12 protein-coding genes are annotated in these 14,012 nt (G+C 47.3%); 6 read left to right on the forward strand and 6 right to left on the reverse strand.

The annotated features are described in order from the left end of the window. The first annotated feature begins 128 nt into the window (after window positions 1-128). Window positions 129-323, forward strand: a complete 195-nt coding sequence (locus BTV99_RS10985) for an NF038104 family lipoprotein (RefSeq protein ID WP_075102408.1) — start codon at window positions 129-131, stop codon at window positions 321-323. 166 nt (window positions 324-489) lie between these two features. Here BTV99_RS10985 and purB read toward each other — a convergent pair whose 3' ends face one another. From purB to mnmA, 3 genes are all read right to left on the reverse strand, one after another. Then, window positions 490-1,881: an adenylosuccinate lyase gene (gene purB / locus BTV99_RS10990; protein ID WP_075102409.1), complete on the reverse strand. Its 1,392-nt coding sequence runs from the start codon at window positions 1,879-1,881 to the stop codon at window positions 490-492. Window positions 1,882-2,026: 145 nt separating this feature from the next. Further along, window positions 2,027-3,889 (reverse strand): hypothetical protein, encoded by a 1,863-nt coding sequence (locus BTV99_RS10995; RefSeq protein WP_075102410.1) that lies wholly within the window; start codon window positions 3,887-3,889, stop codon window positions 2,027-2,029. Window positions 3,890-4,275: 386 nt separating this feature from the next. Next, entirely contained in the window at window positions 4,276-5,499 is a 1,224-nt protein-coding gene (gene mnmA, locus BTV99_RS11000; protein ID WP_075102411.1) for a tRNA 2-thiouridine(34) synthase MnmA, read from the reverse strand. Between the two features lie 271 nt (window positions 5,500-5,770). On the opposite strand from mnmA, the gene ispF reads away from it, so the two are divergent. From ispF to BTV99_RS11025, 5 genes are all read left to right on the forward strand, one after another. Beyond that, on the forward strand, window positions 5,771-6,268 hold the full coding sequence (gene ispF / locus BTV99_RS11005; protein WP_075102412.1) for a 2-C-methyl-D-erythritol 2,4-cyclodiphosphate synthase: 498 nt from the start codon (window positions 5,771-5,773) through the stop codon (window positions 6,266-6,268). A 261-nt stretch (window positions 6,269-6,529) separates the two neighbouring features. Beyond that, window positions 6,530-6,880: a Grx4 family monothiol glutaredoxin gene (gene grxD, locus BTV99_RS11010; protein ID WP_075102413.1), complete on the forward strand. Its 351-nt coding sequence runs from the start codon at window positions 6,530-6,532 to the stop codon at window positions 6,878-6,880. Window positions 6,881-7,063: 183 nt separating this feature from the next. After that, window positions 7,064-7,591, forward strand: a complete 528-nt coding sequence (locus BTV99_RS11015) for a hypothetical protein (RefSeq protein ID WP_075102414.1) — start codon at window positions 7,064-7,066, stop codon at window positions 7,589-7,591. A 277-nt stretch (window positions 7,592-7,868) separates the two neighbouring features. After that, window positions 7,869-9,764, forward strand: coding sequence for a tRNA uridine-5-carboxymethylaminomethyl(34) synthesis enzyme MnmG (gene mnmG, locus BTV99_RS11020; RefSeq protein ID WP_075102415.1), 1,896 nt, complete (start codon window positions 7,869-7,871; stop codon window positions 9,762-9,764). Between the two features lie 399 nt (window positions 9,765-10,163). Beyond that, window positions 10,164-11,123: an AEC family transporter gene (locus BTV99_RS11025; RefSeq protein WP_075102447.1), complete on the forward strand. Its 960-nt coding sequence runs from the start codon at window positions 10,164-10,166 to the stop codon at window positions 11,121-11,123. A 121-nt stretch (window positions 11,124-11,244) separates the two neighbouring features. On the opposite strand, the gene BTV99_RS13455 is transcribed toward BTV99_RS11025, so the two are convergent. The 3 genes from BTV99_RS13455 to BTV99_RS11035 form a co-directional block, all read right to left on the reverse strand. Further along, the gene (locus BTV99_RS13455; protein ID WP_172953078.1) at window positions 11,245-11,391 is read right to left on the reverse strand and encodes a hypothetical protein; all 147 of its coding nucleotides are present in this window, start codon (window positions 11,389-11,391) and stop codon (window positions 11,245-11,247) included. A gap of 48 nt (window positions 11,392-11,439) precedes the next feature. Beyond that, window positions 11,440-12,441 (reverse strand): LLM class flavin-dependent oxidoreductase, encoded by a 1,002-nt coding sequence (locus BTV99_RS11030; protein ID WP_075102416.1) that lies wholly within the window; start codon window positions 12,439-12,441, stop codon window positions 11,440-11,442. A 264-nt stretch (window positions 12,442-12,705) separates the two neighbouring features. Beyond that, window positions 12,706-13,641, reverse strand: a complete 936-nt coding sequence (locus BTV99_RS11035) for a LysR substrate-binding domain-containing protein (protein ID WP_075102417.1) — start codon at window positions 13,639-13,641, stop codon at window positions 12,706-12,708. Window positions 13,642-14,012: the final 371 nt, after the last annotated feature.

Raw genomic sequence — 14,012 nt, forward strand, 5'->3', positions numbered from 1 at the left:
GTCTGTAGATGAAATAGAAGATTAATACTTAGGATGGCTTTATAGACAAGTGGGAATGGTTTATGATTATTGACTGGCTGATGATGAAACTTATCACATCAGCGCCGCCCACCAAATCTAGGAAATTTATGAAAAAACTGCATTTTATGGTCATCATCGCAAGTATCTTTGCCTTACAAGCCTGTGTGCACAAAGTTGTGACCGTCCCTGCCAAAATCGCCTATAAAACCACCAAAGGCGTGGTCAAAGGCACAGTCGCGGTCGGCAAGGCCATCATACCAGGTGACAGTGATGACGATGATGATAAAAAAGATAAAAAATAAAACCTTACTTATCACCTATGAGTTTCTAAGACAGTCATAGCATGTAAAGTAAGGTTGTTATTTTTTATGGACTTAGGCGAATGTATAACCGGTTTGACCAAATAGAGATGAGGCAGGTGCGCCTCATCTCTATTGCTTTAAGGTCTTAAATTCACCTTAGCAAACTTTATAACTTTGCCATCCAGTCTTTGATAGCGCGTGCTTGCTCAGCGGCATTACCCGTATAGGTCGCAGGCGTCAGCTCACGTAGGCGCGCTTTGTCGCTATCAGAAACAGCTGCCAGCTCATCACTGTCTACGAAAGTGAGCATCGCCTCACGCGTCATAGCATTACCACGAGTTAGGGCTTTTAATTTCTCGTATGGGTTTTCGACGCGGTAGCGACGCATGACCGTTTGAATCGGCTCTGCTAATACTTCTTGTGCCTGATCCAAGTCATCGTTTAAGCGCTGAGCGTTTAACTCAAGTTTGCCCACGCCTTTTAGGCACGCATCAAATGCAATCATACTCTGCGCTAAACCCACGCCGATATTACGCAGGACGGTAGAGTCTGATAAATCGCGCTGCATACGCGAAATTGGCAGTTTTTCGCCCAAATGCGCGAGCATGGCATTGGCCACGCCCAAGTTGCCCTCAGAGTTTTCAAAATCAATAGGATTGACTTTGTGCGGCATGGTTGATGAGCCGACTTCACCGTCTTTTAGGCGCTGCTTAAAATAGCCTAAGCTAATATACTGCCAAATATCACGGTTAAAATCGATCAATACTGTGTTGAAGCGTTTGACAGCATCAAACAATTCAGCGATATAGTCATGCGGCTCGATCTGAGTGGTATAAGGGTTAAACGTCAGCTCAAGGCGCTCGGTGATAAACTGCTCAGCATGACTTTGCCAGTCGACTTCTGGATAGGCTGATAGGTGAGCGTTGTAGTTACCGACTGCGCCATTGATTTTACCTAATAGCTCAACCTGACCGATTTGCTTGATTTGACGAGCAAGGCGGTAGGCGACGTTTGCCATCTCTTTACCTAGCGTCGTTGGGCTGGCAGTTTGACCATGCGTACGTGAGAGCATAGGCTGATCGGCATGGGCAATGGCTAACTCGGCGATACTATCGGTCACTTGCTGCATCTTTGCAACCACAAGCTCGCGGCTGTCTTTGAGCATGAGTGCATACGATAAGTTATTAATGTCTTCACTGGTGCAAGCGAAGTGGATAAACTCCAAGCTGTCTTCTAGCTGCTGATTGCCGCGAAACTTGTCCTTGATAAAGTACTCAACCGCTTTGACGTCGTGGTTGGTCGTCGCTTCGATGTCTTTGATTGCCCCAGCGTCCGCTTCGCTAAAGTCATCAACAATGCTATTTAAAAAAGCATGGGTGTCGGCATCAAACGCTGCCAGCTCACCGATGGCGCTGTTGTCCGCCAATGACTGTAACCAGCGAATCTCGACGGTGACGCGCGCTTTAATCAAGCCAAATTCAGACAAATAAGGACGCAAGCTGTCGGCTTTCGATGCGTAACGACCGTCGATCGGGGAGAGTGCGGTAAGTGGAGTCATAAGGATGCCTCGATAGTTATGAAATGAAAAACTGCAAAAGTTATAGCTAATGAAAATCGCTATATAAGTGAGTGGTTAAATTTGATGCGCGTAATATAGCAGAAATACAGATTTAATAAAGCAATCTATTGATGTCAGCCTTGAATTAGGGCGTCGTGGTCGTACCATATTTGGTATTAAAATAAAAGCTACGCTGCGTCTGCGGCGCTAAAGACAAGGGAATTGTCTTGACCGTACCATTGTTACCGATGGCGACACTATCGGTCGCATAGTCAGCGGTATTATATGCAGGGTTGGTCAATCGTGATGTTACCGTCGCACTGTTTTTTCCTGCTTGCTGCAAGATATCCTGCATGACAAAGTTATCGATGCTTTTGTTGGCGCGATTGGTCGCGGTGATTTTATAAGCGATACATTGACCAGGCTCTATTTTATCGATGTTTTTGGTGCTAAATCCCGTCAACGGGGTGTCGTCAGCAGTATTGCTGATATTTGGATAATCAAGGGCAGAAGGGCAATGGTTGATATATTGGTATTTCGTTAGGACCAGCGCGGCATTTTTATCAATGACACTGCCAAAATTATTGTCTAAGTAAGTAAAGTTACTGGCACTAAAGAGAATGGGATTGGTTGCGCTAGTGGTTCTGATAGGGTGGCTGGCATTTGTACGCGTCTCAATGATGCAACCCGGCGTTGCGCTGTTGTCGATGGCAGTAGGAAGCAGGACAAATTGATAGCTACCAGCGTCGGCAGTGGTGATGGTTTGACGGCCGTATTCTTTGGTAGGGTTTGTACAGTTATTTACTAGCCGAATGGTGCTATCAGCGATGCCTTGCTCAGGGGATGCGCTTGGCGTACGGTCCCATATGCCATTAAAGTATCTATTGTTATTATAGATGCCTCCTATGGTACTGGCGTCGGCATTTGCATCGTTGATACCACCATTGTCATTAAAGACCTTGCCTGAAAAAACGTAAAGTGGTTCGCTCTCTACGCCAAAGCTGATCCACTCATTATAGGTCTCACCCACCACGTCCGCTTCTAGAGCACTGTTGCCTTGCATGATGCCGTCGTACGTTAAAGTTACCGATTCTGCATTCCTAACTGCGATTATATAATTGCTTTTTGAGTTTTCAATCCCATAGCTGACGTAGCTACTGTTATTAGGAATAACGGTGCTGCTGCTTAATGCTGCGTAAGTATTTTGATTGTTGGGGTTGGTAGAGCTTTCTTTTAAAATATTTTCAAAGGTAGGCGTCGGAGGCAAAATACCTCTTTTTCGGCCAGATGCAAAAGATACGTACCCATTAGCATTGGTAGTCGGGGTAAATGAGCTGCTGTTGCCGGTACCGTTTAGGGCAGTCAGGTTATAATAATACAGATTGTTGTTGCCACCACTGAAGCTATCGACACGTAGCTGCGGCTGATTAGTGGTATTGTTAGAGCTAAAGCTATTGCCCGATAGTCTTTTACCCATAAAATAATCACCCATCGCTCCAAAGAAGTACTCGACACTTGGGTTGTCTCGAATGGTGGCTTGCGCTGCGACCGAAAAGTTCGGATTGGTGGTATGGCTCAAGGTTTGACGCGCCACCTCTGAGTTACCATTGGTGGTATAGCTGGCTTGGCCGATTTTTATGGTATGTATCGAGGTCTTGTCGTCGGGTGTGATAGTGATGGTATAAGTAAACGTGTCTCTGTCATTATTGGTATTGACTTCGTTTTTGATTTCAATCCCATTGTCTCCGGTTTGCACCGTATAGCCGCCATAACCTGTCGTAGCCCCTGCGCCAATCTTAAATCTGCCTGTGGCGTTTTGCGGTGTTCGATAAGTGCCTGATACAATACTACCCGACACAGGGCTTGCGTCGCGCGTGAATGTCCCAAAATTACTGGGGTTGGCATGCGCAAGCAATGGCGTGGCCGCGAGCATGGCGACAAAGAGCTGTTGTTGCCATGTCAAACAAGGTGTTGGTAGAGTGCGGGCACTGAGGAGACGGCCAATCATGAGAGATCCTATAATGCGTCTAAAAACTTGTCACCAAATCAGCTATCAATATGTACCACATCAGCCATATACTGACGAGAAAAATGACCAGTCCAGAATAGGGCGTGTTGAACATTCAACCATGGCACTGACAGAGACTATTTTTTAGACGATTCGAAGGTAAAAATAGTAAGCTTAGTTGTTCTAAGCGTCTATTTTTACCAATGAAGCGGCAAAAAATAGTCCTGTCCCTACGGCTGATGCTAAAATTGCGCCATACTGCGTTGCAAATCTAGCTAAGGCATCTGCATTATCGTCGCTTTGCGCCTTGTCTGGAACAATTTTAGCGATCAGCAGTGCCTATTTGTGACTGTTTAACACGCCCTAGTATAGTTAAAATAAAACGATCAAAGCCCGCAAGGCGCATCAATCGATGCAATCACGCCGCCGCCCAAACACACCTCATCGATATAAAACACCGCAGACTGACCCGGCGTCACTGCGCGCTGCGGCTCATCAAAGACCACGCGCACCTCGCTACCGTCAGTATTTGTCGCAAACACACGGCAGGCCTGATCTGGCTGGCGATAACGCGTTTTTGCCATGCAGCGTAAGCCCTCAGCGCTAAAGCTATCTTTTGGCGCAAGACCATCGACCCAGTCGAGTTTGTACGCTTGCAGCTCATTGCTCATCAGCATCGGATGCTCGTGGCCTTGACCGACGATTAGACGGTTTTTGGCCAAATCTTTTGCCAGTACAAACCAAGGCTCCTCAGGACGGTCTTTGACTCCGCCGATACCGATGCCGCCGCGCTGACCTAAAGTATAGTACATCAGCCCATCATGCGTACCGATGATATGGCCATCGTCGGTGACGATATCGCCCTTTTGCGCAGGTAAGTATTGCTGTAAAAAATCCTTAAAACGGCGCTCACCGATAAAGCAAATGCCCGTTGAGTCTTTCTTTTTGGCCGTCGCCAGATCGTGCTCTTCGGCGATGCGGCGTACTTCAGGTTTTTCTAGCTCACCCACAGGGAACAAGGTCTGCGCGATTTTGTCACCGCCGACAGCATGCAAGAAGTAACTTTGGTCTTTATTGTTATCAAGGCCGCGCAGTAGCTGCGCCACCTCCATGCCTTCGACATTTTTATAATTAACACTGCGGCGCGTATAATGACCGGTGGCGATATAATCAGCCCCAAGCGTCAGCGCATAGTCCAAAAACGCCTTAAATTTGATTTCTTTATTGCATAAAATATCAGGGTTAGGCGTGCGTCCGGCTTTATATTCGGCCAAAAAATGCTCAAACACACGGTCCCAGTATTCCATCGCAAAGTTTGCGGTGTGCAGCTTGATACCGATTTTGTCACAGACCGCTTGCGCGTCGGCGAGGTCGTCCATGGCTGTGCAGTATTCGGTGCCGTCGTCTTCTTCCCAGTTTTTCATAAACAGCCCTTCTACCACAAAGCCTGCTTGCTGCAAAAGAACGGCAGATACCGAAGAGTCGACACCGCCTGACATACCGACAATCACATGCTTACTGCTAGGATTGTCGATGTCGGCAAGCGTCAAAGGACGCTGGGCGCTAAAAGCATGAGAGACAGAAGTGGAGGGGTAGGCGGTGGCTGACATAAGACGGCTCAACTATTTATACGTGATTCAATATCAAAGAGGACAGCAAAATACAGACAATCACCAAAACCAATCAGCGTGGCAAATGCAGTCAATGTTGCTGCCGTCTCATCTTTTGAACGGGGTATTATGTTAAAATTAAGCATCGTATTATACCAGTTAATTGAAACTGGTGGCGAGCTATGGCATCTTGTTACTGGCAAAATCACTTTAAAAATTCAGATAGTGGTTTTGAATTATTTTAATCCTCTGTTTTGTATTTGGAATAATAATGATAAAAATTGGTCAAGGTATCGACGTTCATGCATTTCATAATAATGGTCAGCAGCAGCAATATGTCATACTAGCGGGCGTGCCGATCGAGCATACTCACAGTTTGCTGGCGCACTCTGACGGTGATGTGGTGCTACACGCACTTGCTGACGCGCTACTGGGCGCACTAGCGCTCGGTGATATCGGGCAGCACTTCCCTGATACTGATGACGCGCATGCTGGTCTTGATTCAAGAGTGCTGCTACGTTATGTCTATAGCAAAATAGTCGATGCAGGATATAAAGTGGGCAATGCCGATATCACCGTCATGTGCGAGCGACCAAAACTTGCGCCGCATAATCAAGCGATGCGCGCCAACATCGCCAGTGATTTGCAAACCGATATCAGTAATGTCAGCATAAAAGCCACGACCACAGAAAAACTGGGTTTTACCGGTCGTCAAGAGGGCATCATGGCCAGTGCCGTGGTATTATTGCTCGCTGCTGAGCCTCGGTAGCGTGACTGTGATGGGTGATATGATGACGGGTGATACAATGATGAGGGATATAATATTGGCACTTCTTTTATGAGAACTGACAATGTTTAGGCGATGGATCAAACGCTAGCAAGCCATGCTTGTAATATACGGACCGTCGCCCCATGTATCAGCCATAGCCTTTATTTCTTTGTTTATTTATTTGTCTATCCAATGAATGATTGGCAATACCGTTACCCCACATACCTTTTTAATAAACCGCTTTATCAATAGGAGCCTTTTATGAGTGAGCAAACCCCAAACACCGCTGCAAATGATGTCGAACAACTGATTCGTGATCAGATCCGTGACAATAAAGTCCTTATCTATATGAAAGGCACGCCACAATTTCCGCAGTGCGGCTTTTCTGCACGCTCGATCGAAGTCTTGACGCAAATCGGCCGTCCATTTGCCTTTGTGAATATCTTAGAAAACCCAGAGATTCGTGCTACTTTGCCTAAGATTGCCAACTGGCCTACGTTTCCGCAGTTATGGATCAATGGCGAGCTGATGGGCGGCTCAGATATTATTTTAGAGATGTATCAATCAGGTGAGCTTAAGCCATTGGTTGAAGCCAACAGTCCTGCAGCGTAATATCTGTATGAAGATGTGGCCGCTAAGGTCTCTATAACGGCGCAACATCTGTCCAAGACCCGAGTCTGCCTACGCACGGCTCGGGTTTTTTGTGGGCGTGATGCGGCATTTTGCATTGTTTTTAGCGGTTTTGGCCCCATATAGGGCTTAGGATAAATGCCATTTTAATAATAAGAGATACTTATGAATCATCCTGAAAAAAGCACCGCACCGCAAAACGAGCAAGCCGCTATTGAAAAGCGCCGCGAGCATTTAAAAGCTGAGTCGCAGCGTCTAATCGATATGGCGAATAATGAGCCACACTCGGCACTTAAGTGTATCCATCAGCTCAGTGTGGCAGGCGGTGCCACTGAAGCGACTTATATCGCTATTGAGCAGCGTATTGTGGCCGATCAAGATGCAGCAGGTGCTTATCACTTGGCCTTGTTGGCACAAAACACGCCTGATTTGCCCATCGATGCGCGCCAGCTGATTGAGTTGGTCGTCAATAAAGGTGACAATACGCAGCGTTTGGCCTTACTCAAAAATCTGCCGTTACCGCCTGTCGATCATATCAAAGAGACCATCTTGGCCAGCAATGATGGTGAGGCGATTGGACAAATGAACGCGTATTTGCAAATCAACCCAGAAGGCTATGGCAGTCACCATATGCTTGGTAGCAGTCAAAAAGACCGTATCGTGCCACTAAGCCCTGGCAATAGCATAGAATAATGGCATTTAGACGGCTTTATGAGTAAGTAACTGGTAATTATTTGCTTTGGCTTCCTCAGTTATTTGCTATAAATAGTTTTTGTTTGAGCATTTTTTACACATCAAAAAATTGTTATAATAATGGGTCATCTACTCCCTGATCAGCGGCTTATCTGAGCCGCTGTCTCTTTTTATTTTTTCTTCGATTTTAATTCGACTGACGTTTGTGGGCTGGGCGTTTGCTACGTGACAAAAAAGTAGTAAGCGAGGGCCGCGTTATGAGTCAAGTGAGGCATACATGCAATACCCAAAATATTACGACGTGATAGTGATCGGTGGTGGTCATGCTGGCACAGAAGCTGCGCTGGCAGCCGCACGTATGGGCGCGCAGACCTTGCTACTCACCCATAATATTGAGACGCTCGGACAAATGAGCTGTAACCCCGCGATTGGCGGTATTGGTAAGTCGCACCTAGTGCGTGAGATAGATGCGTTAGGTGGTGCGATGGCATTGGCAACCGACAAGGCAGGTATCCAGTTTCGGGTGTTAAATAGCCGTAAGGGTGCTGCTGTACGTGCCACGCGCGCACAAGCGGATCGTATCTTGTACAAAGCCGCCATTCGTCATACGCTTGAGAACCAGCCCAATCTTGATTTATTTCAACAAGCGGCCGATGATATCTTAGTAGAAAATGGCCGCGCGACAGCGGTGGTTACCTCGACAGGTATTGTTTTCAAGACAGAAACAGTCGTTCTGACGTCAGGGACGTTTTTGGGCGGTGTCATTCATATCGGGCTTGAAAACGCAAAAGGTGGCCGCGCAGGAGATCAGCCTTCTATCAAGCTGGCTGACCGCTTGCGTGAGCTCAAACTGCCAGTTGGCCGCCTAAAGACCGGCACGCCTGCGCGTATCGATGCGCGTACGGTGGATTTTAGCGTCATGACGGTACAGCCGGGTGATACACCGCTGCCCGTAATGAGCTATATGGGTGATGTCTCTATGCATCCTGAGCAAGTCAATTGCTATATCACCCATACCAATGCGCGTACCCATGACATCATCCGCGAAAACCTTGATCGCTCGCCGATGTTTTCTGGCAAAATCGAAGGCGTCGGCCCGCGTTATTGCCCGTCTATCGAAGACAAAATCCATCGTTTTGCTGATAAAGACAGTCATCAAATCTTTATCGAGCCTGAAGGCCTGACCACACATGAGTTGTATCCAAATGGTATCTCAACCAGCTTGCCCTTTGATGTGCAGTTAGACTTTATTCATAGTATGAAGGGGCTTGAGAATGCACACATCACCCGTCCAGGGTATGCTATCGAATACGACTACTTTAATCCACAAAGCCTAAAGCCCACGCTTGAGACCAAATCTATCGATCGCTTGTACTTTGCAGGGCAAATCAACGGTACGACGGGTTATGAAGAAGCGGGCGTGCAGGGGCTGCTAGCTGGTACTAACGCGGCACTCGTCACCACCAATAATAGTGAGTTTGAGACGTGGACACCGCGCCGTGACGAGGCGTATCTGGGCGTACTTGTCGACGATCTCATCACCCACGGTACCAAAGAGCCGTATCGTATGTTTACCAGCCGTGCTGAATATCGTTTGCTCCTGCGTGAGGACAACGCCGATCAGCGCTTGACCGAGACGGGCCGCAAGCTCGGTTTGGTTGATGACGCTCGCTGGCAAGCATATCAAGACAAAATGGATGCCATCGCCACCGAATCTGCTCGTCTAAAAGACATGTGGGCCACGCCTGCCAATGCCCTTGGAAAAAAACTTACTGAGCAAACCGGTGAGGTCTTATCCAAAGAAGCCACGGCGTTTGACTTACTAAAACGTCCGCAGATTCACTTTGCGGATATTGCTGCGATGACTGACTCGCAAGTCGATGAGCAAGTGGGTGAGCAGATAGAAATCTCGGTCAAGTACGCCGGCTATATCGACCGTCAATCCGAAGAGATTGAGCAAATGAAGCGTTTGGAGAGTACGGCATTACCGATGGATTTTGATTATAGTGTGGTCTCAGGCTTATCAAATGAGATCGTACAAAAGCTATCGCAAGTACGGCCTGCGACGCTGGGTCAAGCTGGTCGCATCAGCGGTGTGACGCCGGCGGCGGTTCAGCTGCTGGCTATGACGGTCAAAAAACAAAAAAAAGCACAGGCGACGCTTAGCGTTTGATGGTGACACAGATTTGTCATTCAATATAAGACAGCAAGAGGCTCGCCCTAACACCCATAATGATTCGTTATTATGGGTTTTTTGTTGCTAAGAGCTTGGCGGTTTTTGGCGACAGCAAAAATAGCAGGTAAAATACTGTATCGGCAATGAAGCCAATCAATGACAAAAAAGGAGTGCGATTATGCCTTACGTTACTGACACTAAGAAGCACGTAGCACACAGTATCTTGCCTGCCAGTTTTATGTGGGATTGACTACAGCTGCATTGCGATAGACCAAACGTCAGCCGATTTTATGCTAGATTAGGCGTTTATCTGATTTTCTAGTCACCTTATCACCTGATATAGAGGCATGGCGGCAAGCGTGCTGCTGTGCGTCTATGGTGTTTTTTGAGTTTTTTATGATAGAAGCCATCATTTTTGCGATTACCATTGTTTTACCTAACTTAGCGCTGATGTGGTTGGGGTTTTTTATGCAAAGGCGCGGTGAGGCCAGTCAGGTTTTTATCGATCAGGCCTCAAGCTTTGTGTTTAATTACTGCTTGCCGTGCTTGCTTTTTTTTAGTGTTGTCGACAGTGAGGTGGACTATGCTAAGCAAATCACGCTGATCGTGGCAGGTATTGTCGTGACCTTTATTTTGTTTGTCGGTGCAGAGCTTTATGCCAAGCGTTTTGTCAGTCGGCCCATCGATCAAGGGGTTTTTGTTCAAGGCGTCTTTCGTAGCAATATGGCAATCATTGGCTTGGCGACTGTGGCAAACGCCTATGGCGAGCGCGGCTTGAGTATCGGCGCTGTTTATATGGGTGTGGTGACTATATTGTTTAATATCCTCGCTGTCATTACGCTCAGCCGTGTGTCGAAAAACATAGACGATACGTGGGTGAGCCGCAGTGTGATGATCAGCAAAAAGCTGTTTACCAATCCACTGATACTTGCTCTACTGGCCGCGTTTACCTACAAGGCGCTGATGCTACCACCGCTGACGGGGGTGATTCATAAGACAGGCGATCTGCTGGCGGCTGTGGCGCTACCACTGGCACTGATATGTGCTGGCGCGAGTATTGATCTAAAATCGATGCTGCATCCATCTGGCTTGTCCATGCAGGCAAGTATCGGCCGTATCGTGATAGCGCCTATCGTTGCTATCGCCGTTGGACTGAGCTTTGGGCTGTCAGGGGTGCATATGGGCGTGCTGTTTTTGATGGTGGCGTCACCAACCGCCGCCGCCAGCTACGTGATGGCAAAAGCCATGGGCGGCAATGATGTACTCGCGGCCAATATTTTGGCCTTTACGACAGTGGTGGGGATGTTTGGTATGGCGATTGGGGCGGCGATGCTGCGTGTATTCGCCCTGATCTGATATAGACGGTCTGAATAAGGCGCATGTGCTATATGAGGCGGTCTATACACCGTCTATATCAATGCCATCGTCACGTATTGAAATCAGCAAATGTGAATAATGGCATACTGCATGTCTGTGCCTACTCGTCTTTTGCACGCTTATTATCGCGGCGCTGCTTACGCTTGGGGCTGGTGCGATACGTCAGATAACCGCCAACGACCAGCACGGCAATAAACGCTGCAATGTACAAAAATATCGATGAACCAATAAAAGCAGAGGGTTCCATAAGTATGATCTCATAGTGGTTTATCAATAATTATGCAAGCGCCCTATCTTATTGTAAAGTAAACAAATTTAGCTCTGGTGTAAGTTCAAGTGAACGTAAACGCGCTGCTTGATCATAGACGTTGGCCGTGACGATCAGCTCATCTGGCTCATATTGTGCCAAAAACTGCGCAAGCTTTGGTTTGACTGTTTCAACCGAGCCAATAAACGATACTGACAGCGCATTATCCACCATCATTTTTTCAGCCGCACTCCAGATGCTATCCATATCATGAGTGGGTTTGGGCATTTGTCCCGTTTCGCCTCGGCGCAAACGTACAAAGCTCTGCTGCGCTGAGGTAAAGTGGTACTGTGCGGTGGCATCATCATCAGCGAGTAGCAGGTTGGCAGCCAGCATCACATACGGCTTTTGAAAATATGCTGAAGGTGTAAACTGCTCGCGGTAGGTATTAATCGCCTGCGCTAGCATCTGCGGGGCAAAATGCGAGGCAAACACATACGGCAAGCCTAAGTGCGCCGCTAATGTCGCGCCAAACAGCGATGAGCCTAAGATCCAAATGGGCACATTAGACTTGGCCCCAGGGAACGCCTGTACAGGGCTGTTGTCCGTATCGTTGCCCAAAAAATACTGCAGCTCTTGTACATCCTGCGGAAAGCGCTCAGCATCTTTCATCTGCCGGCGCAGCGCCTGAAACGTCGCGCCATCAGTACCAGGGGCGCGGCCCAAACCGAGATCAATTCGATCGCCATAAAGCGCTTGTAAGGTGCCAAACTGTTCGGCGATGACCAGCGGGGCGTGGTTGGGCAGCATCACACCGCCTGCACCGATACGGATACGACTGGTCTGGCTACCGATATGTGAGAGTAGCACCGAGGTGGCAGCACTGGCGATACCTGGCATGTTGTGATGCTCTGCCATCCAGTAGCGGTTGAGACCGACTTTTTCTGCTTGCTGAGCGGTTGCCACGGTTTGGGCGATACCGTCAGCGATGGTTTTACCTTCGGGTACGGGGGCGAGATCCAAAAACGATAAAGGGATAGTATTACTCATAAGTCACCTAATATTTGTGACCGCCTTTAAGCGGTATGATTATATTTGTAGTTGACTGTATTAGGGCGCATCTGCAATTTAAAAGTAGCAATAACAAATCTTAAAATTTTTTTAATATGCTTGTTGAACTGATAAAAATACAGAGCACCGCTATATATCAATAGCGGTGCTCTGTATGGAGGGGCGGTGCCCTGTATAAAGGTTTTTTGTCTTGTTATATCTCGGCTAGGGGAATAGCGGGTATAGGCGCTCTGTCAGCAGCTGCTATAGCGATTGACTAAACTGCTGCTGACAGAGCGTCATAAAGGCGCGGCCATATTGGCGAATCTCAGCATCATCGCGTACAGCCATCCAACTGGTAAATCGTCCAAAATGATCGACGGGGATGGCGGTTAGGTTTTGATAGTGACTGGGCTCAAACGCCATCTCGGCGATGATCCCAATGCCCAGCCCTAGACCCACGTAAGTGCTAATCACGTCGGCATCGAGCGCGGCCAAAACGATATCAGGCTCAAGACCAGCATTGTTAAAGGTCTTGTCGATAGCGCCGCGACCGGTAAAGCCGCCATGGTAAGTCACAATCGGATAGCTGGCCAGCGTCGGCAGATCAATGGACTCTAAGCCTGCAAGCTCATGATCGCTTGGTACGATGACGCGGTGTGTCCAGTCATAATAACGATAACAGCGTAGGTAGTTATTATGGAGCAATGACTCCGTTGCAATACCAATATCGGCCTGCCCACGAATGACCATCTGTGCGATGGTCTCAGGATCCGCTTGCTGCAAGATTAAGTTGACTTTTGGAAATCGCTCTTTGAACTCTTTGACCACTTTTGGCAGTACGTATCTGGCCTGCGTGTGCGTGGTGGCAATTGTCAAAGTACCGATATTTGGATTATTAAAATCCAGACTTAGGTTTTCGATGGTGCGGATTTCAGCAAAGATAGACTCAATATGCGGCATCAGCGCCGTACCCATTGCCGTCAGCCCAGTCAGACGTTTGCCTTGACGGATAAACACTTCGGTCTTGAGCTGGTTTTCGAGCGCGGCAATATGTTTGGATAAGCTCGATTGACTGGTGTGTAGTACGGTCGCAGCCTGGCTTAAGTTATAGCCATTAATCACCGTGTGCCACACCGTCTCCAACTGTTTGAGCTGAATTTGTAGATGTCGCTGATTGACCACTACGTCGATTGCCATAACTAAATCCTATTATATAAATACACAGACCCTGCCTGTATATAAAATGCTTGTATATAAAAATGAAAACGTACGAATACGGCCTAGTGTAAAACAAAGTTATTATTCTTGTATATAATAAATAGCTATCAAATTATGATAATTATGAATATAGGCTGTAAACATAGGTTGTGAATATAGAAATTTTCGTCACATTCAGCTTTATTAGCTGTCATACCGTATTTGGGATAAAGAACTGTTTAAAGAAGCAAGATACAGCGTTGAATAAGAAATATGATTAACAATAAAGTAAGGTAGAAGCGGTAAAGGGATACAGTGATTGATAAAGGGACAACATAAAGCCTCAATATTAGATTTACTTGCCAGCCCAT

Origin of the sequence: Psychrobacter sp. Rd 27.2 (assembly GCF_001921755.1) — a bacterium.
Taxonomy (GTDB): domain Bacteria; phylum Pseudomonadota; class Gammaproteobacteria; order Pseudomonadales; family Moraxellaceae; genus Psychrobacter; species Psychrobacter celer.

Coding starts and splice junctions, on each gene's coding strand:
- BTV99_RS10985 (WP_075102408.1), top strand. CDS start 129: ATGAAAAAACTGCATTTTATGGTCATCATCGCAAGTATCTTTGCCTTA.
- purB (WP_075102409.1), bottom strand. CDS start 1,881: ATGACTCCACTTACCGCACTCTCCCCGATCGACGGTCGTTACGCATCG.
- BTV99_RS10995 (WP_075102410.1), bottom strand. CDS start 3,889: ATGATTGGCCGTCTCCTCAGTGCCCGCACTCTACCAACACCTTGTTTG.
- mnmA (WP_075102411.1), bottom strand. CDS start 5,499: ATGTCAGCCACCGCCTACCCCTCCACTTCTGTCTCTCATGCTTTTAGC.
- ispF (WP_075102412.1), top strand. CDS start 5,771: ATGATAAAAATTGGTCAAGGTATCGACGTTCATGCATTTCATAATAAT.
- grxD (WP_075102413.1), top strand. CDS start 6,530: ATGAGTGAGCAAACCCCAAACACCGCTGCAAATGATGTCGAACAACTG.
- BTV99_RS11015 (WP_075102414.1), top strand. CDS start 7,064: ATGAATCATCCTGAAAAAAGCACCGCACCGCAAAACGAGCAAGCCGCT.
- mnmG (WP_075102415.1), top strand. CDS start 7,869: ATGCAATACCCAAAATATTACGACGTGATAGTGATCGGTGGTGGTCAT.
- BTV99_RS11025 (WP_075102447.1), top strand. CDS start 10,164: ATGATAGAAGCCATCATTTTTGCGATTACCATTGTTTTACCTAACTTA.
- BTV99_RS13455 (WP_172953078.1), bottom strand. CDS start 11,391: ATGGAACCCTCTGCTTTTATTGGTTCATCGATATTTTTGTACATTGCA.
- BTV99_RS11030 (WP_075102416.1), bottom strand. CDS start 12,441: ATGAGTAATACTATCCCTTTATCGTTTTTGGATCTCGCCCCCGTACCC.
- BTV99_RS11035 (WP_075102417.1), bottom strand. CDS start 13,641: ATGGCAATCGACGTAGTGGTCAATCAGCGACATCTACAAATTCAGCTC.